General features: G+C 70.2%; 19 protein-coding genes, 1 tRNA gene and 1 CRISPR repeat array. Of the genes, 9 read left to right on the forward strand and 11 right to left on the reverse strand.

The genetic code is table 11. The annotated features are described in order from the left end of the window. Positions 1–16: 16 nt before the first annotated feature. A complete protein-coding gene (locus tag OYE22_RS14310; protein WP_277320764.1) occupies positions 17–1,240 on the reverse strand; it encodes an ABC transporter permease in 1,224 nt (407 codons plus the stop codon). Positions 1,241–1,472: 232 nt separating this feature from the next. Here OYE22_RS14310 and hrpA point away from each other — a divergent pair, with 232 nt between their 5' ends. From hrpA to OYE22_RS14325, 3 genes are all read left to right on the forward strand, one after another. Continuing rightward, positions 1,473–5,945 carry an ATP-dependent RNA helicase HrpA gene (hrpA, locus tag OYE22_RS14315; protein ID WP_277320765.1) on the forward strand — a complete coding sequence of 1,491 codons (4,473 nt, stop codon included), beginning with the start codon at positions 1,473–1,475 and terminating at the stop codon, positions 5,943–5,945. Between the two features lie 133 nt (positions 5,946–6,078). After that, positions 6,079–6,153: transfer RNA gene (locus tag OYE22_RS14320), tRNA-Asp, on the forward strand. 550 nt (positions 6,154–6,703) lie between these two features. Continuing rightward, positions 6,704–6,958, forward strand: a complete 255-nt coding sequence (locus tag OYE22_RS14325) for a DUF6274 family protein (RefSeq protein ID WP_277320766.1) — start codon at positions 6,704–6,706, stop codon at positions 6,956–6,958. A 542-nt stretch (positions 6,959–7,500) separates the two neighbouring features. On the opposite strand, the gene bldC is transcribed toward OYE22_RS14325, so the two are convergent. Both bldC and OYE22_RS14335 read right to left on the reverse strand, forming a co-directional pair. Then, entirely contained in the window at positions 7,501–7,707 is a 207-nt protein-coding gene (gene bldC / locus OYE22_RS14330) for a developmental transcriptional regulator BldC (RefSeq protein ID WP_003949541.1), read from the reverse strand. A 555-nt stretch (positions 7,708–8,262) separates the two neighbouring features. Then, positions 8,263–9,099 (reverse strand): hypothetical protein, encoded by an 837-nt coding sequence (locus OYE22_RS14335; RefSeq protein ID WP_277320767.1) that lies wholly within the window; start codon positions 9,097–9,099, stop codon positions 8,263–8,265. Between the two features lie 191 nt (positions 9,100–9,290). Between OYE22_RS14335 and OYE22_RS14340 the strand changes: the two genes are divergently transcribed. Continuing rightward, complete coding sequence (locus OYE22_RS14340; RefSeq protein ID WP_277320768.1) at positions 9,291–10,436, forward strand: Glu/Leu/Phe/Val dehydrogenase dimerization domain-containing protein; 1,146 nt, start codon at positions 9,291–9,293, stop codon at positions 10,434–10,436. 992 nt (positions 10,437–11,428) lie between these two features. After that, positions 11,429–11,677, forward strand: a complete 249-nt coding sequence (locus tag OYE22_RS14345; RefSeq protein WP_176163184.1) for a DUF3073 domain-containing protein — start codon at positions 11,429–11,431, stop codon at positions 11,675–11,677. A 101-nt stretch (positions 11,678–11,778) separates the two neighbouring features. On the opposite strand, the gene purM is transcribed toward OYE22_RS14345, so the two are convergent. Together purM and purF are read right to left on the reverse strand one after the other, a co-directional pair. Then, the gene (gene purM, locus OYE22_RS14350; RefSeq protein ID WP_277320769.1) at positions 11,779–12,858 is read right to left on the reverse strand and encodes a phosphoribosylformylglycinamidine cyclo-ligase; all 1,080 of its coding nucleotides are present in this window, start codon (positions 12,856–12,858) and stop codon (positions 11,779–11,781) included. A 40-nt stretch (positions 12,859–12,898) separates the two neighbouring features. Next, a complete protein-coding gene (gene purF, locus OYE22_RS14355) occupies positions 12,899–14,464 on the reverse strand; it encodes an amidophosphoribosyltransferase (RefSeq protein WP_217196087.1) in 1,566 nt (521 codons plus the stop codon). Positions 14,465–15,097: 633 nt separating this feature from the next. On the opposite strand from purF, the gene OYE22_RS14360 reads away from it, so the two are divergent. Next, complete coding sequence (locus tag OYE22_RS14360) at positions 15,098–15,781, forward strand: HAD family hydrolase (RefSeq protein WP_277320770.1); 684 nt, start codon at positions 15,098–15,100, stop codon at positions 15,779–15,781. A gap of 204 nt (positions 15,782–15,985) precedes the next feature. On the opposite strand, the gene OYE22_RS14365 is transcribed toward OYE22_RS14360, so the two are convergent. From OYE22_RS14365 to OYE22_RS14380, 4 genes are all read right to left on the reverse strand, one after another. Then, positions 15,986–16,444 carry a DNA-processing protein DprA gene (locus OYE22_RS14365; RefSeq protein ID WP_277324129.1) on the reverse strand — a complete coding sequence of 153 codons (459 nt, stop codon included), beginning with the start codon at positions 16,442–16,444 and terminating at the stop codon, positions 15,986–15,988. Positions 16,445–16,478: 34 nt separating this feature from the next. Next, positions 16,479–17,045 carry a GNAT family N-acetyltransferase gene (locus OYE22_RS14370; RefSeq protein ID WP_277320771.1) on the reverse strand — a complete coding sequence of 189 codons (567 nt, stop codon included), beginning with the start codon at positions 17,043–17,045 and terminating at the stop codon, positions 16,479–16,481. 185 nt (positions 17,046–17,230) lie between these two features. Then, positions 17,231–17,809, reverse strand: coding sequence for an HD domain-containing protein (locus OYE22_RS14375; RefSeq protein ID WP_277320772.1), 579 nt, complete (start codon positions 17,807–17,809; stop codon positions 17,231–17,233). 21 nt (positions 17,810–17,830) lie between these two features. Further along, positions 17,831–18,250, reverse strand: a complete 420-nt coding sequence (locus tag OYE22_RS14380; RefSeq protein ID WP_277320773.1) for a hypothetical protein — start codon at positions 18,248–18,250, stop codon at positions 17,831–17,833. A 1,086-nt stretch (positions 18,251–19,336) separates the two neighbouring features. On the opposite strand from OYE22_RS14380, the gene OYE22_RS14385 reads away from it, so the two are divergent. From OYE22_RS14385 to OYE22_RS14395, 3 genes are all read left to right on the forward strand, one after another. After that, positions 19,337–19,651, forward strand: coding sequence for a hypothetical protein (locus OYE22_RS14385; RefSeq protein ID WP_277320774.1), 315 nt, complete (start codon positions 19,337–19,339; stop codon positions 19,649–19,651). Next, positions 19,648–20,229: a hypothetical protein gene (locus tag OYE22_RS14390; protein ID WP_277320775.1), complete on the forward strand. Its 582-nt coding sequence runs from the start codon at positions 19,648–19,650 to the stop codon at positions 20,227–20,229. The genes OYE22_RS14385 and OYE22_RS14390 overlap by 4 nt, the downstream gene beginning before the upstream one ends. Before the next feature lie 1,202 nt (positions 20,230–21,431). Then, the gene (locus OYE22_RS14395; protein WP_277320776.1) at positions 21,432–22,595 is read left to right on the forward strand and encodes a methyltransferase domain-containing protein; all 1,164 of its coding nucleotides are present in this window, start codon (positions 21,432–21,434) and stop codon (positions 22,593–22,595) included. A gap of 264 nt (positions 22,596–22,859) precedes the next feature. Further along, positions 22,860–23,193: direct repeats of the CRISPR family, unit length 29 nt; unit sequence CTGGTCCCCGCGCGTGCGGGGATGGACCC. A gap of 53 nt (positions 23,194–23,246) precedes the next feature. Here the strand turns inward: OYE22_RS14395 and OYE22_RS14400 are convergent. Together OYE22_RS14400 and OYE22_RS14405 are read right to left on the reverse strand one after the other, a co-directional pair. Further along, positions 23,247–23,786: a YceI family protein gene (locus OYE22_RS14400; RefSeq protein WP_277320777.1), complete on the reverse strand. Its 540-nt coding sequence runs from the start codon at positions 23,784–23,786 to the stop codon at positions 23,247–23,249. Positions 23,787–23,990: 204 nt separating this feature from the next. Beyond that, complete coding sequence (locus tag OYE22_RS14405) at positions 23,991–24,464, reverse strand: carboxymuconolactone decarboxylase family protein (RefSeq protein WP_277320778.1); 474 nt, start codon at positions 24,462–24,464, stop codon at positions 23,991–23,993. Between the last annotated feature and the right edge of the window lie 100 nt (positions 24,465–24,564).

The raw sequence follows: 24,564 nt of genomic DNA on the forward strand, positions 1-24,564 counted from the left end.
GTGGGCTCCTGCCACGCTAGGCCGCCGGCGCGTCCGATGGCGCCGGCGCCGCACGGCCGCCCGGGTGGCGGTGGCGCCAGACCCAGAAGACCGTGCTGGCCACCACCGCCCAGCCGGCCAGCACGAGGAACGGGAAGGCGTGCTGGTGGCCGCCGAAGTAGACCGCCGTGTGCTGGGCGTTCACCGACGCGCCGGGCGGCAGCCAACGGCCGATGTGGCCCAGTACGGAGGGGAGCAGCGGCCAGGAGACGGCGCCGCCCGACGACGGGTTGCCGAGCAGCACCATCAGCCCCCAGGTGGGCAGCATCGCCCAGCGGCCGAAGAGGGTGTTGAACATCGTGAAGACCATCCCCGACGCGAACAGCGTCAGGGCCAGGATCAGCCACGACTCCACGAACGGCAGGCGCAGCGCGTCCAGCAGCCAGTCCACCACCGCCGCGATGGCGAACCCGCCGAGCAGCGCGTACGCGGCGGTGAAGCCGATCCGTTCCGCCGGGTTCAGGGTGCGGGCGTGCACGCTGAGCTGGATCGCGCCGACGAAGCCGATGATCACCGCGGCGAGCGAGATGTAGAAGATGGCCAGCCCGCGCGGGTCGCCCCGCTGGAGCGGGTTGAGGTCCCGGACCGTCACCGGCACCCCCACCCGCGCGCCGACCCGCGGCCCCGCCGTCGTGAAGATCTCCGCGACCGAGGCCCCGGAGGCGCCGGAGACGTCCAGCTCGACGCGGTCCCCGGCGCCGCCCGGCCGGTCGCCGACGGCCTGGCGCACGTACAGCACGGCGAACACCCGCTGCTCGTCCACGGCCCGCTTGGCCCGCGCGTACGTGGCGTACTCGCGCAGTTCGAGCGAGGCGTCCAGGGCCTCCTCCATGCCGCGCACGAACGCCTTGCCGCGCGGGCTGTCGCTCGCCCCGACCACCGCCGTCGGCACGTGGTGCGGGGTCGGGTTTGCCATCACGTACGTGTACGAGCCGGCGAACAGGCCGGCGGCCGCCGCCAGGATGACCACCAGCACCGTGGCCGGGAAGAACGGCGAGTCCTTGAACACCGCCCACCACGAGCGCCCGCCGGGCGCCCCGCGCGCCTGCGGGTGCGCGCCCGTCGACGCGGCCGGGTCGGCGGCGGGGCCGCCCCGGGCGTCGGCGGGGCCCGAGGCATCGGCGGGGCGGCCCGGGGCGTCGGCGGGGCGGCCCGGGTCGGGTGCGTCGTCCGGGACGGGCCGTTCACGCGGGTCGTCCATGACGTCACGCTAAGCCACCCATCGCGAACATTCCTCCCGAGTCACCCGTACGTTCCGCATCGCGGCCGTCACCGCCGGGGGGCGCGCCCCCGGGAATCCGGCGGATGGCCGGGCGCTGGCCCCGGGGCGGGGGCGTGATTCGGCCGCGAGCGGCCGTTCCTCGCCCCGGCGCGGGCGCCGGGGCACAAATGGTTCGCCAGCTCTTTCGGCGAGGTGAGATCCTTGGCGGCGTATGTCCACTCAGCCTGCCCCTGCCCTGCCCGCCCTGCTGGAGCGGCTTCCCGAGCTGATGCTGCGCGACGCGCAGCGGCTGGGGCGCCGACTCGACGGTGCGCGCCGGATTCGTCAGCCCGAGGCCCGCGCGGCCGTGCTCGCCGAGATCGCCGGCCAGATCGAGCAGGCCGAACGGCGGGTGGCCGACCGCCGCGCCGCCGTCCCGAAGATCACCTATCCCGAGTCGCTGCCGGTCAGCCAGAAGAAGGACGACATCCTGGCGGCCATCCGCGACCACCAGGTGGTGATCGTCGCGGGCGAGACCGGCTCCGGGAAGACCACCCAGATCCCCAAGATCTGTATGGAGCTGGGCCGTGGCGTGCGCGGGCTCATCGGGCACACCCAGCCGCGCCGGATCGCGGCCCGTACGGTGGCAGAGCGGATCGCCGACGAGCTGGGCACCCAGCTCGGCGAGACGATCGGCTGGAAAGTGCGGTTCACCGACCAGGTCGGCCCGGACACGCTGGTCAAGCTGATGACGGACGGCATCCTGCTGGCCGAGATCCAGACCGACCGCGAGCTGCGCCAGTACGACACGATCATCATCGACGAGGCGCACGAGCGCAGCCTCAACATCGACTTCATCCTCGGCTACCTGGCGCAGTTGCTGCCCCGCCGACCCGACCTCAAGGTCGTCGTCACCTCGGCGACCATCGACCCGGAGCGGTTCGCCCGGCACTTCGCGGCCTTCGCCACGGTCGGCGGCGGCGCGTCGGGCGCGGGCGGCGACCGGGACGCGCGCGGCGGCGGCCGGCCCCGGCGCGGCGCGAGCCGGCGTACGCGGGAAGGCGCGCCCAGCGCCCCGGACCAGCCCAGCGCCCCGGACGCGCCCAGCACCCCGAGCGCGCCCACCGCCGCCGCGCCCACCGCCCCCGGGACAGCCACCGACCCCGGCACCGGCCCCGGCGCGGCGCCCGCCGCCCCCGGGGCCGCCGGCGAGCCGGCCGGCGCGCCGATCATCGAGGTCAGCGGGCGTACGTACCCGGTCGAGGTGCGCTACCGGCCGCTCCTCGAAGAGGGCGGCCAGGACGGCGACCGCGACCAGGTGACCGCCATCTGCGACGCGGTGGACGAGCTACAGCGCGAGGGCGAGGGCGACATCCTCGTCTTCCTCTCCGGCGAGCGGGAGATCCGCGACACGGCCGACGCGCTGGAGAAGAAGAAGCTGCGCAACACCGAGATCCTCCCGCTGTACGCGCGCCTCTCGCACGCCGAGCAGCACCGGGTCTTCCAGCGCCACACCGGCCGCCGCGTCGTGCTCGCCACCAACGTGGCGGAGACCTCGCTCACCGTCCCCGGCATCCGGTACGTGATCGACCCCGGCACCGCCCGCATCTCGCGCTACAGCCACCGCACCAAGGTGCAGCGGCTGCCCATCGAGCCGATCTCGCAGGCCAGCGCCAACCAGCGCAAGGGCCGCTGCGGCCGTACCAGCGACGGCATCTGCATCCGGCTGTACTCCGAGGACGACTTCCTCACCCGCCCCGAGTTCACCGACGCGGAGATCCTGCGGACCAACCTCGCCTCGGTGATCCTGCAGATGACGGCGGCCGGGCTCGGCGACATCGAGCGCTTCCCCTTCATCGACCCGCCGGACCGGCGCAACATCAAGGACGGCATCGACCTGCTGCACGAGCTGGGCGCCATCGAGCCCCAGCGCCAGCCCGCCGACCAGAGCAGCGCCGACCAGGGCAGCCCCGACCAGCTCACCGAGCAGGGCGCGCCGGGCGGCGGCGAGGAGCCAGCCGACGCGCGACATCCCGCCGACGCCCGGGGTGACCGTGGCGGCGACCGTACGGACCGGCGCGGCGGCAAGAGCCGGGGCGGCGAGCGCGGCCCGGGCCGCAAGGGCCGTGGCCAGCAACTGACCCCGCTGGGCCGCAAGCTGGCCCAGTTCCCGGTCGACCCGCGCCTGGCCCGCATGATCCTGGCCGCCGACCGCAACGGCTGCGCGCGCGAGGTGATCGTCATCGCCGCCGCGCTGTCCATCCAGGACCCGCGCGAGCGCCCCGCCGACAAGCAGGCCCAGGCCGACCAGCAGCACGCCCGCTTCAAGGACGAGACCAGCGACTTCCTGGCCCTGCTCAACCTGTGGCGGTACGTCCGCGAGCAGCAGAAGGCGCTGTCCTCCTCCGCCTTCCGCCGGATGTGCCGCTCGGAGTTCCTGAACTACCTGCGCATACGCGAGTGGCAGGACATCTACAGCCAGTTGCGTACGGTGGCCAAGTCCATGGGCATCGAGGTGTCCGCCGCCGACACCGAGATCCCCGCCGACCAGGTGCACCAGTCGCTGCTGGCGGGCCTGCTCTCGCACATCGGGCTCAAGGAGATCGCCGAGGACCCGGCCAAGGCCGGCGCCAAGACCCCGGCCAAGGGCTCCGACAAGCCCCGCGGCAAGGGCGACTACCTGGGCGCGCGCAACGCCAAGTTCGCCGTGTTCCCCGGCTCCGCGCTGTTCAAGAAGCCGCCACGGTGGATCATGTCGGCCGAGCTGGTGGAGACCTCGCGACTGTGGGCGCGGGTCAACGCCAAAATCGAGCCGGAGTGGGTCGAGCCGCTCGCCCAGCACCTGGTCAAGCGCACCTACAGCGAACCGCACTGGGAGCAGAAGCAGGCCGCGGTCATGGCGTACGAGCGGGTGACGCTGTACGGCGTGCCGATCGTCGCCCAGCGCAAGGTCAACTACGGCAGGATCGACCCGATCACCAGCCGTGACCTGTTCATCCGCAACGCCCTGGTCGAGGGCGACTGGCGCACCCACCACCAGTTCTTCCACGACAACCGCAAGCTGCTCGGCGAGGTCGAGGAGCTGGAGCACCGGGCCCGGCGCCGCGACATCCTGGTCGATGACGAGACCCTTTTCGACTTCTACGACCAGCGCGTGCCCGAACACGTCGTCTCGGGCGCGCACTTCGACTCCTGGTGGAAGCACAAACGCCGGGACGAGCCGGAGTTGCTCAGCTTCGAGAAGTCGATGCTCATCAACGAGCGGGCGCAGGGCATCTCCAAGGACGCCTACCCCGACACCTGGTGGCAGGGCCGGCTGAAGTTTCGGGTGACCTACCAGTTCGAGCCGGGCGCGGACGCGGACGGCGTGACCGTGCACATCCCGCTCCAGGTGCTCAACCAGGTCGAGGACCATGGCTTCGACTGGCAGATCCCGGGCCTGCGCCAGGACCTGGTGACGGAGCTGATCCGCTCGTTGCCCAAGCCGATCCGCCGCAACTACGTGCCGGCCCCCGACTACGCCCGGCGCTTCCTGGAACGGGTCAACCCGACGGCGGGGCGCAGTGGCGCCGAGCCGCAGGGCCCGCTCACGGCGGCGCTCGGCCGGGAACTCCAACGCATGGTGGGCGTGACGATCACCCCCGACGACTGGGACCTCACCAAGATCCCCGACCACCTGAAGATCACCTTCCGGGTGGTGGACGAGCGGCGCCGCAAGCTCGCCGAGGACAAGGACCTGGTCGCGCTCAAGGCGTCCCTCCAGCCCAGGACGCAGGCCGCGATCACCAAGGTGTTCGCCACCTCGAAGGAGAGCGCGGGCATCGAGCAGCGCTCGGGGCTCACCTCCTGGACGATCGGCTCGCTGCCGCGCACCTTCGAGACCCGGCGCGGCGGCCAGCCCGTCAAGGCGTACCCGGCGCTGGTGGACGAGGGCGCCTCGGTGGCGGTCCGCCTCTTCGACACCGAGGCGGAGCAGGAGCGCGCGATGTGGGCGGGCACCCGTCGGCTGATCCTGCTCAACCTGCCGTCAAATCCGGCCAGGTTCGCGCAGGGCAAGCTCGACAACGGGGCCAAGTTGGCGCTGTCCCGCTCCCCGCACGGCAGCGTGCAGGCCCTGTTCGACGACTGCGTCGCGGCGGCCACCGACCGGCTGATCGCGGCCCGTGGCGGCCCGGCGTGGGACGAGGAGTCCTTCCGCAAGCTCTTCGACGCCGTCCGCGCGGACGTGACCGACGTGACGATGGACACCGTCCGCAAGGTCCGCGAGGTGCTGGCCGCCTGGCAGGCGTGCGAACGCCGGCTGAAGGCCACCACGAGCGTGGTGCTCGCGCCGTCGCTGGCCGACATCAGGGAGCAGCTCGCCGCGTTGATCAAGCCGGGCTTCGTCACCGAGCACGGCGTACGGCGACTGCCCGACCTGATGCGCTACCTGGTGGCCGTCGACCGCCGCCTCCAGCAACTGCCGCACCACGCCGAGCGGGACCGCGCCCGGATGGCGAAGGTCCACGACATGCGCGACGAGTACCTGTGGCTGCTGGAGCAGCTTGAGCTCAAGCACCCGGGCCGGCCCGTGCCACGGGAGGCGCTGGAGATCCGCTGGATGATCGAGGAGCTGCGGGTCAGCTACTTCGCCCACGCCCTGGGCACGGCGTACCCGATCTCCGACAAGCGGATCGTGAAGGCCGTGGACGCCGCCGCGCCGTAGCCCCGCCGTCCGGGGGTGGAGCCGCCTCCCGAGGCCGCGCGGGGGCGGCCGGGGGCGCGGTTCGACCCCACCCCCTGACCTGCTGTAGAGTCTCTTCTCGCGGCCGGACAAGCACAACACGGCGCGAAAGCTTGGTCCTGTGGAGCAGTTTGGAGTGCTCGCCACCCTGTCAAGGTGGAGGCCGCGGGTTCAAATCCCGTCAGGACCGCGTAAACGATGAGGCTCGCACCCCAAGGGTGTGGGCCTCATCGCCGTTTCCACGCCCTCTCCCGTACGCCTGCCGTACGCCCCCATCCGCTCACCCAGGCCCTACGGGACCGCCCCGTACGCACCGGCCCCGTGCGCACCGGCCCGGCAGGCCCGTGCGCACCGCCCCCGGCCCGAGCGCCCCGGGCCGCCGCCCTGGGGCGGCGGGACCGCGACCAGCCCGGCGCGAGGGCGCGGGGCGCGCCGTGGGGGCCTCGTCAGCGCCCGCGAGCGGGCCGGCGCACGCGGGGCGGCCAGCCGGCCCCCGGTGCCGGCCGCGCGGGGGCGAGGCAACAAGCTGACAGGCGGCCCACCGGGTGCCCCGAAAGCCGCGCCGGGGTCTTTCTCAAACGTTCCTGCCTGCCTTTCGGCAGTTCCGGCGAGTCGCCAACACCGCGCCCCGGCCGACCGGAACGGGTCGGCCCGCATGTGTTACTCCCCGGTGCACCTTGACTGGGGCACGCGCCGGCGGTACCCAGTCAGGAAGGCCGTGGGGGCCGGGAGGTACGCATATGGCGACGTCGGCGAAGCACGAGACGAGGGCGTTGCTGCGCGCCCATCTATCCGCAGCATCCGGTTACCGACATCTGACCCGGCACTGCCCGGTCTGCCACCGCCTGCTGCGGCTGGCCCTGGAGCAGCCGGGGCAGCCCGACGCGGCGGCACGCGGCGGCGTGGGGTTCGCCCGTGGCACCGAGCCGGCCACCGGGGCCGGCCGGGCGGCGCGGCAGACGCCGAAAGGGGACGAAAGTCCTCCGGAGCGGTGACCAACGGCGCTGTGTACGCGCCGTGTCCGGTGACAGGGTGGAGGCGTCCGGATACGGGGACCGCATATCGCACTTGAGGCATAGCAGACAAGTGCGGCGCCCTGTGATGGGAGTCACCGAAAGAGTTTCCGTGGCGGGGGAACTCACACCCCGCTTACGCCCTCTCAATTTAATATGTGCAATTGCACCCGGGACTGGCCGCGACCGTGCCATCGACGCGAGCCCGTGACACCGAGCCGGTTCGGCCGCTTCTCCACCCCGGCGGGGACGGCTCCACACCCCCCGGGTCCTCGCGATCGGACAGCCCACCGCCCGGTGCTGGCCGCCGCGCGGGCGCCCGGAACAGAGTGCCCCGAAGGGGCCTGGGCGAACGTATCCGGGCATAAAAAAAGACCGCGCTGGACCCGGCGGAGTCCAGCGCGATCGACGACGCACCCAAGTCAAGCGGGCGTGGCGCCTGTTGGGGCAGACGCCGGTCGTGTGGAGCGAAACGGGCGAGGACCGGATTGGGGGACCCGGAAATGCCCGGTTATGCGGTTGTTTCAGGCTTCGCTGCGCTGCTGCGGAATGCCCGCCAGAAGTGCACGGACCTCCGCTTCGCGGTAGCGCCGGTGCCCTCCGAGCGTGCGGATGGACGTGAGCTTGCCTGCCTTGGCCCACCGTGTGACCGTCTTCGGGTCCACGCGGAACATCGTGGCAACCTCAGCCGGGGTCAGCAGCGGCTCGGCATCAGGGGTGCGAGCGGTCATGAGCGGCCTCCTCGGGAGAACCGAACCATCACGGTTCTTTCCTCTAAATTCTGCACCTTGACCCGCGTTGCCCGAAATGGCGGACGCGGGCCGAGTCGGTTATAGGACGAACGGCTTGTCCTCGGCACTACAACTACACCATCTGTCCAGCCACGTCGGCCAAACCGATGGAATTGCCCTCTCAGGTGTTCAACCTCGACGGAAGCCGATGGACTATGCCATAGCGGACAGTCACGCCGCCGTGACGATCAGTCACAGAAGGACCACGCGTCACCAGACCCACCAAGGAGCGCAATACCGATACATCCGCCCTTAGTTGGACGGAAGGAGCCCTTCGTGGACTCCTTGTCCTATTTTGACACGAGGATGGGGGATGGCCGCAAGGCCCGAACTCAGTGCTTTAGATCACGGTTGAGGCAATCGCCCGGATCGGGACCTACGTCCCGATCCGCCCGCGCCCACGCCCGTCCCCTCGTGGCAGCGCTCCCAGCTTGACCCCGCGGCGCCGCGCGCAACACCCCGTAACGGCTCTAAACCGCTGTCTGTGACGTTACTTCAGCTAGATCGTTGCCGATCCCGTACAGAGCTCCAACGGTCCGTCAGGCGCTCGTACGCGACCCCGGCCCGCGCGCCGTCGCCCGCGCGCAGCGCCGCCAGGCCCTCCGCGACGTCCGCCGCGGAGTGGTCGTCGGCCAACTCCCCCTCGGGCAGCGCGTGCACCAGGCCGCCGTAGTCCAACTCCACGAGCGAGCGCGGGTGGAACTCCTCCAGCCAGCGGCCCACGTCCACCAGGCCGTCGATCAGCGGGCCCTCGTCCAGCGCCTCCTTGAGCGCCTTGAGACCGCGCGCCACGCGGCGCCTGGCCTCGACCATGGGCGTGCGGTACCGCAGTACGAGGCCGTCCTCGCCCTTGGTGTACTCCCGCTCCGCGTCGGCGAACAGGACGAACCAGCGCACCGGCACGTGCCAGGTCGCGCTGCGGATCCACGGCCGGGCGTCCGGATTGCGTTCCGACCAGCGCTCGAAATCGGCCACCGCCTGTCGGCGCACCACCGGCGGCAGCACGGCGTCGAGGAGCGGCCCCGGCAGCCGCTGGGAGACCTCCTCCAGCGCCAGCCAGCCGCGCAGCCGGGTGCGCCACGGGCAGACACAGGTGACGCCGTCCACCGTGGCCACGAACGCGTCGTCGCTCTCGTGCACCGGGACCGGCACCGGCGGCACCGGAAGCAGGTTCGCCAGCGACCGGCGCAACTCGTCCTGCGCGCTGGGCGTGCGCTCGCGGCGCGCGTACTCGGCCCAGTGGCTCCGCTCCGGCTCCGGAAAGGCGACCAACGGCTCATAGACCCGCAGGTAGGCCGCATACGGGACAACCACCGAAGACGCCAAGGTCACGCCCGCTCCCTCACGGCCGGAGTTCGTCGCCGGGCGGCGCCGTACCGCGTCTCCCGGTCGTTCGCATCGTCCCACGCCCATGGTCCCCGAGTGAGTGATCCTCCGCACTGTGCTCAACCTCTGGCGCCCCAGGTCTTACGCTCTTGCCGTCCAGCCCTCCCCCACCCCCCGGAGGGCATCCACCGCGACATATGGGAGTCACCACCGTGACTGACGTACGTCATACCGTCAGCGTCGACGGCCCGACCGTGCGTGCGAGCGATCCGCTCTCCGTGCTCTTCCAGTCGGAACAGGGCGGCCACGAGCAAGTCGTGCTCTGCCAGGACCGCGAGAGCGGCCTCAAGGCCGTGATCGCCATCCACTCCACCGCCCTGGGCCCGGCCCTCGGCGGCACCCGATTCCACGCCTACGCCTCCGATGAGGAAGCCGTCCTGGACGCGCTCAACCTCGCCCGCGGCATGTCGTACAAGAACGCCCTCGCCGGGCTCGATCACGGTGGCGGCAAGGCCGTGATCATCGGCGACCCGGCCAGCGTCGAGCAGGGCGGCGTCAAGAGCGAGGAACTGCTGCTCGCCTACGGTCGCTTCGTGGCCTCGCTCGGCGGTCGCTACGTCACCGCCTGTGACGTCGGCACGTACGTGACCGACATGGACGTGGTGGCCCGCGAGAACCGCTGGACCACCGGCCGCTCCCCGGAGAACGGCGGCGCCGGTGACTCCTCGGTGCTCACCTCCTTCGGCGTCTTCCAGGGCATGCGCGCCTCGGCCCAGCACCTGTGGGGCAAGCCCACGCTGCGCGGTCGCCGGGTCGGCGTCGCCGGCGTCGGCAAGGTGGGGCACCACCTGGTGGCGCACCTGATCGAGGACGGCGCCGACGTGGTGGTCACCGACGTCCTGGACGCTTCCATCGACCGGATTCGGGAACGGTTCCCGCAGGTCACGGTCGCGGACAGCACCAGCGACATGATCACGGGCGAACTCGACGTGTACGCCCCGTGCGCGCTCGGCGGAGCCCTCGACGACGTCAGCGTGCCGGCCCTGACCGCCAAGGTGGTCTGCGGCGCGGCCAACAACCAGCTCGCCCACCCCGGGGTCGAGAAGGACCTCGCCGACCGCGGCATCCTGTACGCGCCCGACTACGTGGTGAACGCCGGTGGCGTGATCCAGGTCGCCGACGAGCTGCACGGTTTCGACTTCGACCGGGCCAAGGCCAAGGCGACCAAGATCTACGACACGACGCTGGCCATATTCGAACGGGCCAGCTCCGAGGGCATCCCGCCGGCCGAGGCGGCCGACCGGATCGCCGAGCAGCGGATGGCCGAGGCCCGCCGCAGCTGATCCCACGCGGGGCCCACGCCCCGCCGGACGCGCCCGCGCGGAAACGTCCTCACCGAGGCGACCGCGCGGCAGCGACCTCGCGGAAGCGGGGGCGCAAGCCGCGGCGACACCCCTGCCGCGGCTTGCGTCGCCGCTTCCGCCCGCCCCGGCGCCCGGGCGCGCGGCGGCCGTACGCCACCCCTGTCACGGCACCGCACGCGCCCGAGCGCCGCGGGCCCGCCCCATCCCGTACGTACCGGCGGCCCATCTCGTACGTGCCGGGTACCCCATCCCGTACGTATCGGCGGCCGAAAGTCGACGGCCCGTGCGCCGAGGTTCGGCCAACTCCCCGCCGAGGAGCGGGCCGCTCACTCAGGAGCCCGCCCGTACGCGCACCGCACCGCACCGCACTCCACCGCGGCACGCGCTCCCGCCGCCCACCCGGTCCGCGCCCGCGCGCGCCGCTGGGCCGCACACCGGCCCGCGCTCGCGCACGCCACCGCTGGCCCGAACCGTCGCCCCGGTGGCCGACGTCAGGTGGCCCACCCCAGGTGGGCGCGGCCAGCCGAGCGAATCGCGCCACCCGCCGCGGGCCCGACCGAGACCGGATCGAAGAACCTGGCCGCCGGCCGAACACCGCCCCCGTTGGGCCGAACGTCGCACCCCCGTCACCCCGCCGCCCCTGTCCGGCCACCGCACGGCAGCCGGAGGCCGCCGAGGGCCGGCGACGGCGGCCCGCGCCGTGTCCCGGGAGGCGGCAAGGGAGAGATCGCTCACGGCCCGTCGGCGGGTCGGCGCCCAATACGCGTTAAAATCGCTGCTGACCAGCGAGGACGGGGCGCCTCGTAGGTTCTGCCAGGTGGCACGTGCCGTGGGCGACGTACCGTATGGCCAGAGAAACAGGTACCGTTGAAGCCCTACGGACCGGTCTCTCCGTCGAGAGTCCGCTCCGACTCATGAACGCGTGTCAAGACTCTGGGGCCGTCGAGCCCCGTCACCGAGGGGGTCGAGCCATGGGGCGCGGCCGGGCCAAGGCCAAGCAGACAAAGGTCGCCCGCCAGCTGAAGTACAACAGCGGTGGGACGGATCTCTCACGCCTGGCCAACGAGCTAGGCGCATCGACGACGAAGCAGCCGCCGAACAGCGAGCCGCTCGACGATGAGCTGGAGGATGACGATCCGTACGCGGAGTACGCGGATCGTTACAACGACGAGGGTGATGATGAGCCCTCGGACTCTCCGGCGCATCGTCGTCGCGCTTGACGTCTCGCGTCCACGGCACGTCTACGGCGTTCACAGCACCAACATCAACCCGGTCCAGGGCCCAGTGCCCCGGACCGGGTTCTGTGCTGCCCGCGTGGGACTCAGCTCGCGTAGTCACCGGTCAGGGTCACGGCCTCGGCGCGGTCGCCGCGCTCGGTGATCTCGCCGGCGACCCAGGCGTCCACGCCCCGGTCGGCCAGGGTGGTGAGCGCCACGTCCACGGACTCCTGCGGCACGACGGCGATCATGCCGACACCCATGTTCAGGGTCTTCTCCAGCTCGGCGCGCTCGACCGAGCCGGCCCGGCCGACCGCGTCGAACACCGGGTCCGGCGTCCACGTCGACCGGTCGATAGTCGCGTGCAGCGCGTCGGGGATGACGCGGGCCAGGTTGTTGGCGAGCCCGCCGCCGGTGATGTGCGAGTACGCGTGCACCTCGGCGGTACGGGTGAGCGCCAGGCAGTCCAGGGCGTAGATCTTGGTGGGCTCCAGGAGTTCCTCGCCCAGCGTGCGACCGAACTCGGCCACCTCGCGGTCCAGGCTCCAGCCGGCCCGGTCGAACAGCACGTGCCGCACGAGCGAGTACCCGTTGGAGTGAAGTCCGGAGGACTCCATCGCGATGGCCACGTCGCCGGGGCGGATCCGCTCGGCGCCCAGCAGCCGGTCGGCCTCGACCACACCGGTGCCGGCGCCGGCCACGTCGAAGTCGTCGGCGCCGAGCAGGCCCGGGTGCTCGGCGGTCTCGCCGCCGACCAGGGCGCAGCCGGCGAGGACGCAGCCCTCGGCGATGCCCTTGACGATGGCGGCGACCCGCTCCGGGTAGACCTTGCCGACGCAGATGTAGTCGGTCATGAACAGCGGCTCGGCGCCGCACACCACCAGGTCGTCCACGACCATGCCGACCAGGTCGTGGCCGATGGTGTCGTAGACCCCGAGGCGGCGGGCGATGTCCACCTTCGTGCCGACGCCGTCGGTGGCCGAGGCGAGCAGCGGGCGGTCGTAGCGCTTGAGCACGGAGGCGTCGAAGAGCCCGGCGAAGCCGCCGAGGCCGCCGACGACCTCGGGTCGGGTGGCCTTCTTCACCCACTCCTTCATCAGCTCGACGGCGCGGTCGCCCGCTTCGATGTCGACACCCGCGGCGGCATAGCTGGCGCCGCCGCCGACGGGAGATGTCTCAGGCATGGCTGGAACCTTCAGGTTGTGATCAGGAAGTGCGTGCGGGTCACGGGCGACGGAGCGCGTCGGCCCCGCCCACACCCGCGGTCAGCGTCGCGACGCCGTCCGCGTCGGGCTTGGCCACCCCGGCCGTCTCCGACTCCAGGAGGTGCTTGCCCAGCAGCTCCGGGTCGGGCAGGTCCATCGGGTACTCGCCGTCGAAGCAGGCGCGGCACAGCTTCGGCTTGTCGATCGTGGTCGCCTCGATCATCCCGTCGATCGAGATGTACGAGAGCGAGTCGGCCCCCAGCGACTTGCCGATCTCCTCGACGGAGAGCCCGTTGGCGATCAGCTCGGCGCGGGTGGCGAAGTCGATACCGAAGAAGCACGGCCACTTGATGGGCGGCGAGGAGATGCGGATGTGCACCTCGGCGGCCCCGGCCTCGCGCAGCATCCGGACCAGCGCGCGCTGGGTGTTCCCGCGGACGATCGAGTCGTCCACGACCACCAGGCGCTTGCCCCGGATGACCTCCTTGAGCGGGTTGAGCTTGAGCCGGATACCGAGCTGCCGAATGGTCTGGCTCGGCTGGATGAACGTACGGCCCACGTAGCTGTTCTTGACCAGCCCCGACCCGTACGGGATGCCGCTGGCCTCGGCGTACCCGACGGCCGCCGGCGTGCCGGACTCCGGCGTGGCTATCACCAGGTCGGCGTCGGCCGGCGCCTCGGCGGCCAGCCTGCGGCCCATCTCCACGCGGGAGAGGTAGACGTTGCGGCCGGCGATGTCGGTGTCGGGGCGGGCGAGGTAGACGTACTCGAAGACGCAGCCCTTGGGCCGGGCCTCGGCGAACCGGGACGCGCGCAGCCCGTCCTCGTCGATGGCGACCATCTCGCCGGGCTCGATCTCGCGGATGAAGCTGGCGCCGCAGATGTCGAGCGCGGCGGTCTCGGACGCGACGACCCAGCCGCGCTCCAGGCGACCGAGGACCAGCGGCCGGATGCCCTGCGGGTCACGGGCCGCGTACAGCGTGTGCTCGTCCATGAAGACGAGGCTGAACGCGCCCTGCACCTTCGGCAGCACGCGCTGCGCGGCGGCCTCGACGGTCAGCGGCTTGCCGTCCTCGTCGACCTGGCCCGCGAGCAGCGCGGTGACCAGGTCGGTGTCGTTCGTCGCGGCGACCTGGGTGGCCCGACCGCCCTCGCGGGGCAGCTCGGCGACCATCTCGGCCAGCTCGGCGGTGTTGACGAGGTTCCCGTTGTGACCCAGCGCGATCGAGCCGTTGGCGGTCGCGCGGAAGGTCGGCTGCGCGTTCTCCCACACCGAGGCACCGGTGGTGGAGTAACGGGCGTGCCCCACGGCGATGTGGCCGCGGAGGGAGCCGAGGGAGGTTTCGTCGAAGACCTGGGAGACCAGGCCCATGTCCTTGAAGACGAGAATCTGGGAGCCGTTGCTCACTGCGATGCCCGCGGACTCCTGTCCACGGTGCTGCAGCGCGTACAGCCCGAAATAGGTGAGTTTGGCGACCTCTTCACCCGGAGCCCAGACACCGAAGACGCCGCAGGCGTCTTGGGGGCCCTTCTCGCCGGGAAGGAGATCGTGGCTGAGTAGTCCGTCACCACGCACAACACACACTGTACCCGCGGTCGGGGGTCAGGCGTTCGGTCGACCTTGAGAGTGGACGGTTACATTCCGTTACGGGCGTGATGTTGGGGCTCGGATGTGGAAGGCACTGAGGCGGGCTGGATGGGGCGTGCGGTGCGGTGGGGAGGCCGTGAGACCGCGCCTCTGCGGCGACACGGTGACCCTGCGGTGACGCTGTGCGGTGGCCGAGTTCGGGGGCCGAGTGGGCTCAGATGAGATGAGGGACACATCAGGGGAGGGGGTGTTGTTGCGGGGAGTGGTGGGGGTGAGGAGGTGTGGAGGTGGGTGTCGTGGGGTGGAGGGCGGCACTGTGGGTGACCGGGTGGGGTGCGTGGCGGGAGGGGCGGCTGCGGGTGCGGAGGGTGGGTTGGCTTTGGTTGAGCGCTTCCCCTGGCCGTCGGTTGAGCCGGCCCCGTGCTGGCGGGGGTGGCCCGCAGTGACGCGGGGTGTTTGGGTTGGTGGTGGCGTGCGTCCCCGCAGCGGTGCGGGGGTGGTCCCTGGGAAGTCGATGTTCTGTGGGTGGAGGCGGCCTGGGCCCCGCGCGTGCGGGGGCGTACTCGCTCCGTGAGAACTGGTCCCCGAGCGGACGGGGTTGTGTCACGGGCCACTCGATACGCTCGGCCCGTGATTCGCGTAGTGGCGCTCGATGTCGGGGAAACCCTGATACGCGACGATCGAGGCTGGGCAGCATGGGCCGATTGGCTTGGCGTACCTCGGCACACGATGTCCGCGCTGGTCGGGGCTGTCGTCGCGCAGGGTAGGGACAACGCCGACGCGGTACGGATGCTTCGCCCGGGCATCGACATCGCGGCCGAGCGCGCCGCCATGGAGGCAGCGGGGAGGGGCGCCTCGCTGGATGAGGCCGACCTCTACCCGGACGTCCGCTCGGCCCTCGCGGCCCTGTGCGCGGCTGGGGCGCGAGTGGTCGTGGCCGGGAACCAGACGGCCGAGGCGGCCGAGCGGTTACGTGCGCTGCGCTTGCCGGTGGACGCGGTGGCGACCTCTGGTGAGTGGGGTGTCGCGAAACCGTGCGCGGAGTTCTTCGCACAGGTCGTGGACCTGGCGGGTGTGCCGGCCGACGAGGTTCTGTACGTGGGCGATCACCCCGCGAACGACGTGGCTCCGGCTCGCGCGGCAGGGCTCCGCACGGCGCATCTGCGGCGGGGGCCGCTTGGGTATCTGTGGGCCGATACGGCCGGTGCCGACTGGAGCGTCGGCTCGCTGCAGGATCTGGCGAGCATCGTGGGGCTCGTGGAGCACCAGCGTCGGTTGGGCCGGCAGGGCGCCACGGGCGAGGGAGCGCGGTGAGACGGGAGTGGCGGGCGGCTTGCGCAACTGGGAGGGCGCACGGGCGAGATGCCAGGGTTGAGCCTGATGAGCCCGCGGGTCAGTTGCTCTGACATTCCCCGCGCGTGCGGGGGTGGCCCTGAGGCGGCGCTCGGGTCGACGAACGACCGCTCCTGATCCCCGCGCATGCGTGGTTCAACGCTTCCTCTGCGACCCAGCTTGTACTCATACGGGCACAATCAGGCGCGGCTTCCCCAGGTATGCGGCGTAGTTGAGTGTCTGCCACGTGCCCGAGCCTTCGGTGCTCTCCGTAAGCGGAAAACCGATCACCATGTCGGCCCGGTCGACCATCCAACAGTTACGGGCGTGGAACGCCGCAGTACGGAGTTCCGGGGCCCGTAGTGCGACGATTTCGGCGATGCGGCCCCGCCTTCGGCATTGTTCGATGGTGTGCTGCGCCTCGGCCGGCTGCTGCTCGACCGTACCGGGGACGACCACCGTGATACGCGAGCGGGATTTCTCGGCGAGATGGCATAGGGCCAGGCTGTCGATACCTTTTGCGCCACCAATGTAGAACTGTGCGTCCTGGGTCGCCCACGGAGCGAGATATACGCGGAACAAGGCGGAATACCAGGTGCCCTCGCGATGCCTCGTGTCCCTGGTGCCCGTGATCGCCACAGCCAGCGGTCTTGGCGCGCAATGGATCACAGGCGACCCGTCATCGGCTGGGCTTCCTCAAACCAAGGATCATGACGTCATGCAAGGCCGCGCCGTCCCACGGATACGCCTCGCCGATCTTCTCGTAGCCCCAGGAGCGATAGGCGGCCTGCGCTGCGGGAACGTCCGGGCGGGCGTTGAGCAGGACGCGCTCTTCTGTGGCGTTACCGAGAATCGCGTCGTGGAGGCGCTTGGCCACTCCCTGTCTCCGCCAGGGGGCGCGAACCGCCAGTTCGATAAGGCCGAATGTACGGTGCCCGTCCTCACGGCGTAGTTCATCAGCCACGGGAGTAATGAGGCGGTTCCACCAGCCGGTCGACGCGCTGAGCGGATAGCCGTAGGCGATGCCTACCGGCTCCCCGTCGTCACTGCGGGCCAGGGCAGCTCGGAACGTGGCCTTGCGTACCTGCGACCGGAAACGGCGGAAGTTCGCCTCGACATCCCGCACGGTCTTCTCGTAGGGAGGCTCCGCGAACGCCTCCGCATAGACGAGTGTGAATGCCTCTTCGGCGCGGGCTGCGGCGTCTCCATTCATCCGCTCTACGTGGACGGCACTCTGCGGGGTCATCGGACGCGCCACCTACCCCTTCGCGGATACGAGCAGCATATGCGGGACCCTCTGCACCTAGAAACGGCCTTTCCCGGGCTCGTATCGATCTGGTACGAAACGGGTTAGCCTCGTGGACCGTTGCTTCGGCCACGGACTCACCTCTCCACGCCGGGCACGCCCTTCGCTCTAATGGTGCACACGGGCTAGCGCAGATAGGTACGCTGCCAGTCAACCGAAGACATGTTCTGGGCTGCATTGGCCAGTTCGATCGCCGAGGCTGTCTTGAGCTTCGCCCGTGTGCTGTCGACCCACTCACGAGCGTTGCTGTAACCCTGTTCCACGTATTCGAGGCCCTGGATCATGCATTCCAACTTGTCGGCGTCATGCGCGACGAGCACTTCGAGGGAATCGCCGTGCTCGTACTCCTCGACCACGGCTTGGATGCCTGCGGCCACTGCCGGGTGAGCTTCGGCGAGCTGGTCCCTCGTGACGTCCTCGTTTTTGGCTGCCGTGAGGTACCGTCGCCCGATCCACGGGATGTCACCAACCCGCGTCTCCTGGGTGTCGTGGAAGGTACACAGCAAAGCCACCTTGGCGGGGTCCGCACCCTCCATCATTGCCAGCACGGCTCCGACGACCGCGACACGGAAGCTGTGCTCAGCGATGGTTTCGGGGTCCTTGACACCCGCAATCCACCACCCGGAACGCTTTCCGCGCTTCAGCGCGCCCATCTCCATCAGATAGCTAACGGAACCCTTGGCGTGCTGATCGTCGTCAGGCATGCGAGCTGTCCTCTCGGTAGGTCACGGGGCGTTCAGCTTCAGACCGTAATGCACGGCATCCAACTCGCGCCTGGACCTTGTGGACACAACACCACCATCCAGTAGACGCGCTACCCGCTGCTTGAGGTCGCGGCACAGTTCATGGTCCGCCGCTAGCGCACCCGGGCGTACAGCGAGCAACGACCACACGGAGTGGATGTTCAGGTCGATGCAGCCGAGTTCTGGTGACATGCGACCTACCAGGCTGCGAAGTAGCGCCTTCGCGTCCCACTCCGCACGCCCAGCCATGAACGCGTCGTCGGACCGAGGTAAATTGTCGAGCCCCAACCAGTAGGCCCAGTAGTTCAGGTTGGCCAGTTCACCCGCGTCATCACTCATGCCCCGCTCGATGAACGCGTGCAGTGCGTCGCGCTCCCCGTGCCGCGTGAGCGATGTCGCCAACGACCGAGCGTCAGCCCAGTTCCAAGCACTGCGTTGGGAAGCTCGAGCCTGCCTACCCCGCATGTCAGTCATCCACGCATGCGTATCCGATGCCACGTCGTAGCTGCACAGGTAGAGCGCTTGCCGTCGCAGCAAGGCACTCTCTGCACCCGTCCAGTCCGCCACTTCGGCACTTCGCCGCAGGCCGTCGAAGAACGCTCGGCGTTCAGGGTCTCCCAGCAAAGGCCCGTTCGGCGTGGGGCCACGTCGCCGAGGCATCCCTGGGGGCGGGTGAGGGAGCGCTGCGGGAGGAGTTCCCGTCAGCGCCCAAGCGATCATGTGCGTGGCCGAGCGAGTGAAGACCCAATTGGCCAAGGGATGGCCGTGTACGTCACTCGATCGGCGATCGCGAAGGCCATGGCTCAGGACGGCGTCGGCATCCATCGCGGCATCGAAGAGGACCAGAAGAGCGGGGTCGGCCCCGCTGCGTAGCAAATGGCGTCGCATCTGTCGGAACTGCGCGGACGGGATCGCCGTGAGGGAACGGCGCCCCGATTCCCACCCCTGCACGGTGGTGACGTCGACCGCGATCGCCTCGGCCAGGGATTGCTGGGTCAGCCCTGCCCGTTCTCTCGTGACCTTGAAAAGGTGCCCGGTGACAACCCCTTCACGGGCCCGCCCAGGTGATCCCGGACCTGTGGTCAGGGTTCCGCACTTCGACACCTTTTGCCGTGACGCCATGCCATGGGCTCCTGCTGGCTAGGTCTGCTCAACTCGTACTGGGCGTCAGTTTTTTCGAGGTTCCGCTCACCGTACGTTACTGCCAAGAGCGACACCGCCCTACGGATTTCGACCATAGAGGCGACGTGCGCTGAATCCCAGACGCATAGGTCAGCTGAACGCTCACGAGTGACACGTGGCATCGATGAGACGGGAACTCTCGACATGAGCAGCAGTAAGCACGTTGCGGCGCGTCCGCATGCCGGCGGACATGCGGGTGTCCGTGAGGCAACCCCTGATGGAGCGGCCGCCCCCCACGACTGGATTCCGCCTGGCGGCGGCGTGCGCTGGACGCGGATCGGGGAGCTGGGTTGGCACGCACTGACGGTGCCGACACATCTCGGTGACCTGGTGCTCGCCGCGCTCGGGGACGCGTCCGGGGCGGTGATTGAGGAGGATGTCGAGCGTCGTCAGACCTGGCTCATCGAGCCCAACGCGGCGGCCGTGCAGCGCTTTCACGGCCACCCGGTGGTCAGCGTTCGGGGAGACGACGACTCCTTCCTCTTCGTCCCCGGCATGACGCGTGACCACACGGTGTGGTGGCGAGTGGCCCCGACGGGCGACCGCCTGCTCACCGACGCGGAACTGCTGGCGACTGCGGTCACCAACGCGCGCGGCCGGGGGCGGGGACGGGCGTCGTGATCGACACGAGCTGGGCTCCCCCGCTCCACGACGAGGTGCTGCTTCTCCCCGCAGGACGCCAGTGGGACGCCGTGCGCACTTCTTCGGCCGTGGCGAAGTGGGCCTTTCAGATCCTCGACGGTACGGAAAGCTGTGCCGCGATCATCGATGAGCGGATGGCCTGCGCGTACTGGTTGATGGCGGTTGATGATCAGTCCGCGTACGTCCATTGGGAGCGGTTGCGCGGGCACGTTGCCGTGTTGGGTGCCGGGCCTGGCACCCACTACGTCGGTGTACCGCCCACGCACCACCGCGCCGGGCCCGGGCTGCACTGGCGGTTCCCTGCTGACTGGTCGGGGCGGTACCTGGCTCATCCGTACTACCTGGGGGCGGTCCTCGTCTCCGCCGTACGGATCGCGCATGGGCCAGATGCCGTTGCCGCTCAATGCCCGTTGTGCGAGCGGGAGTTGGAACGTGCCGACGCGGTGACTGTGAGTGGACGTTCCGGCCCCGCCAACTCCACACCTCGCACCCTGGAGGTTCACCCCGCATGCGCCCGCACCGCCCGCCTCCGCGCCCACCAGCCACCACCGACATGACCCACCGCCGCCGTTACCGTTACGTCGAGATGTCCCTCGCTCCTGATCCCGAGGCCACGCCGTACACCGTCCGGGCCAGGTGTCTCGCGTGCGACGACCTGTCTCCGGAGCCCGAGACGTCGGAGTCCATCACGGCCCAACACGAGCGCGCGCAGCGCTGGTGTACGCACCACGCGGCCCGCGACCATGCGGACGGGCGCCACTTCCGCTTTGCCGCGACGGTCACCTTGCGGTGGCGCGTTACGCCGGCTGAGGACATTGGGCCGGCGGCATTGTGAGGGAGTGTGGGGGGGGCTGGTCGGCGTGGGGCCGGGGTGCCCGCTGTGGGTGGCTTGTCGCCGCCGGCCTTCGCCGCAGGTGTCGTCGGAGCTCGTCGAATCGGCGGAGTTCGGCGATAGCCTGTTGGGCCTGGTTAGGGGGCGGGGCGTCTTGGGTGAGATGCGACGAGTGACGAGTTCGGGCGAATGGTCGGAGTTCGCGGAAGTTGCAGAAAACCGGGGTTCGGCCTGACAAACCCGCAGGTCAATCGCTCTGGTCCCCGCGCGCGCGGGGATGGTCCCTGGACCCCGGCCGCCTTCAAGCAACTCGGCATCTGGTCCCCGCGCGCGCGGGGATGGTCCCTCTTCCACGACACGACCTTCCTGTCCGGGTACCTGGTCCCCGCGCGCGCGGGGATGGTCCCTCCGCGCTCGTGACCTTGCAGCCCAGCGCCGACTGGTCCCCGCGCGCGCGGGGATGGTCCCTGCCGGTCGATGGCACCGATGCTGCGGGCGCTCTGGTCCCCGCGCGCGCGGGGATGGTCCCTCCGCGTCTCCATGCTCGACGCTGTGGGGCTCCTGCGTCCCCGCGCGCGCGGGGATGGTCCCAGCCACTGCCCGGCCGTCGCCAGCGCGAGGGCCTGGTCCCCGCGCACGCGGGGATGGTCCCAGAATGTCCGCACCTGGGGCGAGCGGGATCACCTGTCCCCGCGCGTGCGGGGATGGCCCCAGCAGCCCGACCCCGACCGGCCCATCGCCTTGCTGGTCCCCGCGCGCGGGGGTGGTCCCCCGGGCGGGACCCGCGCGGCAGGTACGTCACCGCTGGTCCCCGCACGCGGGGATGGTCCCTCGTCGGCCCCTGGGTCGATGCTCACGACGCGCTGGTCCCCGCGTGCGGGGATGGCCTCCGACTGCTGTCCCACCCGGACGAAGATAGGAGACCGAATGACCTCATCGGGATCATGGGGCGACGCGGCGAGGACGCTGGCCGACAAGGTGGCCGCAAACGCTCTGGAGTGGCACGAAGCAGTCAGTGAGACCCCTCGCCACCTGCTCGTCCCCCGCTGGTGGGAACGCATGGCGAACAGCCCTACTGAAGAGTGGGAGTTGGTAGCCCACGCTGAAGATTCCAGGGCGCGGATCGCAGCGGCCTACAGTGACGAAACCCTTGTCACGCGCGTCGGCCCCCTGCACGCCGACCACGCGAAGGCGGAACAACGGGCGGCGGGTAGTCCCACCTCGTCCTCGACGCTTCCGAGTCTGATCGTTTCGATGATGCACCGGTTGAACGCCGACCCCGGACATCGGGTCTTGGACGTGGGCACCGGCTCCGGTTATGCGCTCTCTCTCTTCGCGCAACGTCTCGGAGACGAGCACGTGACGAGTGTGGACGTGGACCCGTATCTCGTTGAGGCCGCTCGCGCCCGCCTCGCTGAATTCGGCCGCATCCCTCGGATCGAAGCAATCGACGCGACGGGGGAACTCCCCGAACCCGCTTATGACCGCATCATGGCCACGGTGTCCGTCCGCCCTGTTCCGAAAACGTGGCTCCGCGCGCTGCGTCCAGGTGGCAGGCTCGTGACCACCATCGCCCACACGGCCCTACTGATCACGGCCGACATGGGAGATGACGGCATTGCGCGGGGAAGCGTCCAACCCGACCCGGCAACGTTCATGGAAACCCGACAGAGCCCCGACTACCCGCCCAAGCTCAACGACGTATTCACAGCCGCCCGGGACGCCGACGGGTTGGATGTGCGCTCCCCAGACGGCCCTATTCCGAACCTCTGGCAGGAATGGCCACTTCGGTGGTTGTACGAGCTGGACACCCCCGGCGTAGAAACCCGTATGGCCACCATGCCGGACGGTCGGCGCGTGGTCTGGCTCCTCGCGGCGGACGGTTCGTGGGCACGCGCCGAGGAGAGCGGTGACGCGTCGCAGCGCACCATGCACCAGGACGGAGCGCGCCGACTCTGGGACGACCTGGAGCGCGTCCGGCGTAAGTGGGAGGAGCGGAATCAGTTCCCTCTGCACTCGATGAGCGTCGAACTCAGTGCGGATAGCAGCAGGCTGATCGCCCCAGACGGCGCATGGACGTTCTCCATCTGAGCTGGTTCGCGGAATTGCCCCGCCATCCGCCTAGCGAAGGGCCCTCCTGGTTCCCCAACCGGGAGCCAGCCCCCGTACACCGCCCCCGCCACGTGTCTGGGCCTGCTGAGAACGCGAGGGCGGGGGCACTAGCCTGTTGCGCCTGCTTGAGAGGAGGACGCGTTGGGCGAGATGTCGTGGCCATCACGTTCGCGCGGAAGGTCGGAGTTCGCGGAAGTTGCAAAAAACCAGGGTCGAGCCTGACAAACCCGCAGGTCAATTGCACTGGTCCCCGCGCGTGCGGGGATGGACCCGTCTTCACGTCGCGACCGACCAGAGTGCCGGACTGGTCCCCGCGCGTGCGGGGATGGACCCGTCTCGGTCGGCTTCACGTCGCGGAGTTGGGCCTGGTCCCCGCGCGTGCGGGGATGGACCCCCTTGTCCGGGTCCGCCGACTTGTACATCAGGCTGGTCCCCGCGCGTGCGGGGATGGACCCCTTCGACATCGACTCCCGTTTCACTCTCGAGGCTGGTCCCCGCGCGTGCGGGGATGGACCTGTCCAGCCGCGCCTTGAGGCGGAGAACGCTTTCTGGTCCCCGCGCCTGCGGGACTCCCCACCGCCCCCCGCCCCACCCTCACAACCCCCGCCCCCACAGCCCGCCAAGGCCACCTCACCCCCGCACCACCACCGCATCGAACTCCACTACCACCGTCGGGCTGACCATCGCCGAGGTGAAGGCGTTCCAGTTCACGTTCCAGTCCTTGCGGTTGATGGTCGTCGTGCCCTTGAGGTGGGCCCAGAGGTTGCCCTGGGAGTCGGGCTCGGTGTCGGTGAGTTCGACGTTCAGGGTGACGGATCTGGTGGTGCCGCGGATCGTCAGGTCACCCGTGAGTTCGTAGTGGGTGGCGTCGGACTGGAGGACGTCGGTTGAGGTGAAGGTGATGGTCGGGTGGTTCTGCGCGTCAAGGAACTTGCTGCGTACCAGGACGTCGCGCTGGCGGTTCTTGGTCTGGACGTCCTGCGCCTGGATGACAAGCCGTACGGAGGACTTCCAGGGGTGCTCGCCGTCGAGGTGCACGCTGCCCTCGAACGCGTCGACGTGGCCGCGCACCCGCGTGGACATGGTGTGTCGGGCCACGAAGCCGATGCGGGTGCGGGTGGCGTCGATGACGTAGTCGCCGGTCAGTTCGCTGGGGCGGGTCGGTGACATGGTGGTTGCTCCAGGGTGGGCGCGGGGATGGCGGGCAGGGTGGCGGCTCGGCACCTGACGCGCGACGGCCGAGCCCCGGACGCGCGCTGCGGACGCGTGCTGTGGGCACGTGTCGCGAGCGCGGAGCCCGTACGCCGGGCTCGGCCGTCGTCGTCGTGAGGTGGTGCCGGGCACTGGAACAGTGCTGGGCTCCGGAACTGCAGGTCAGCCGAACTGGCCGGGCTGGTAGTCACCCGCGGGGCGCTGGGTGATGACGTTCAGCCGGTTGAGGGCGTTCATGACCGCGATGGTCGATATCAGGGCCCCGAGCTGCTCCTCGTCGAAGTGCTTGGTGGCGTTCGCCCAGACCTCGTCGCTGACGCCGCCGGCAGCGTCGGCGAGGCGGGTGCCCTCCTCCGCCAGTTCCAGGGCCGCGCGCTCGGAGTCGGTGAACACCGTGGCCTCCCGCCAGACGGCGACCAGGTGCAGGCGCTGTTGCGTCTCGCCGGCCGCGACGGCGTCCTTGGTGTGCATGTCGACACAGAATCCACAGCCGTTGATCTGGCTGACGCGAAGTGCCACGAGTTCCCGCGTCGAGGCCGGCAGCGACGATTCCATGAGCGGCTTGGCCGCCGAGACGAGTTGCTTCAGGAATTTGCTGGAGACCGAATGAGCGAAGAAGTCGTAACGCATGTCCATGGCGTTTTCCCTTTCCTGCTGGTCCCTTCCGCCGGCGATGGCGGAAGGGCGGTAGGCGGGACCGTGTCCGTTCCCAGCAGTACGACGAGACAGCCCCGCA

This window comes from Streptomyces sp. 71268 (assembly GCF_029392895.1).
Classification (GTDB): Bacteria; Actinomycetota; Actinomycetes; order Streptomycetales; family Streptomycetaceae; genus Streptomyces.

Bases quoted from the DNA above. Each gene is read 5' to 3' on its own strand.
- OYE22_RS14310 (WP_277320764.1), bottom strand. From the start codon at position 1,240: ATGGACGACCCGCGTGAACGGCCCGTCCCGGACGACGCACCCGACCCG.
- hrpA (WP_277320765.1), top strand. From the start codon at position 1,473: ATGTCCACTCAGCCTGCCCCTGCCCTGCCCGCCCTGCTGGAGCGGCTT.
- OYE22_RS14325 (WP_277320766.1), top strand. From the start codon at position 6,704: ATGGCGACGTCGGCGAAGCACGAGACGAGGGCGTTGCTGCGCGCCCAT.
- bldC (WP_003949541.1), bottom strand. From the start codon at position 7,707: ATGACCGCTCGCACCCCTGATGCCGAGCCGCTGCTGACCCCGGCTGAG.
- OYE22_RS14340 (WP_277320768.1), top strand. From the start codon at position 9,291: ATGGGAGTCACCACCGTGACTGACGTACGTCATACCGTCAGCGTCGAC.
- OYE22_RS14345 (WP_176163184.1), top strand. From the start codon at position 11,429: ATGGGGCGCGGCCGGGCCAAGGCCAAGCAGACAAAGGTCGCCCGCCAG.
- purM (WP_277320769.1), bottom strand. From the start codon at position 12,858: ATGCCTGAGACATCTCCCGTCGGCGGCGGCGCCAGCTATGCCGCCGCG.
- OYE22_RS14370 (WP_277320771.1), bottom strand. From the start codon at position 17,045: ATGACCCCGCAGAGTGCCGTCCACGTAGAGCGGATGAATGGAGACGCC.
- OYE22_RS14375 (WP_277320772.1), bottom strand. From the start codon at position 17,809: ATGCCTGACGACGATCAGCACGCCAAGGGTTCCGTTAGCTATCTGATG.
- OYE22_RS14395 (WP_277320776.1), top strand. From the start codon at position 21,432: ATGACCTCATCGGGATCATGGGGCGACGCGGCGAGGACGCTGGCCGAC.
- OYE22_RS14400 (WP_277320777.1), bottom strand. From the start codon at position 23,786: ATGTCACCGACCCGCCCCAGCGAACTGACCGGCGACTACGTCATCGAC.
- OYE22_RS14405 (WP_277320778.1), bottom strand. From the start codon at position 24,464: ATGGACATGCGTTACGACTTCTTCGCTCATTCGGTCTCCAGCAAATTC.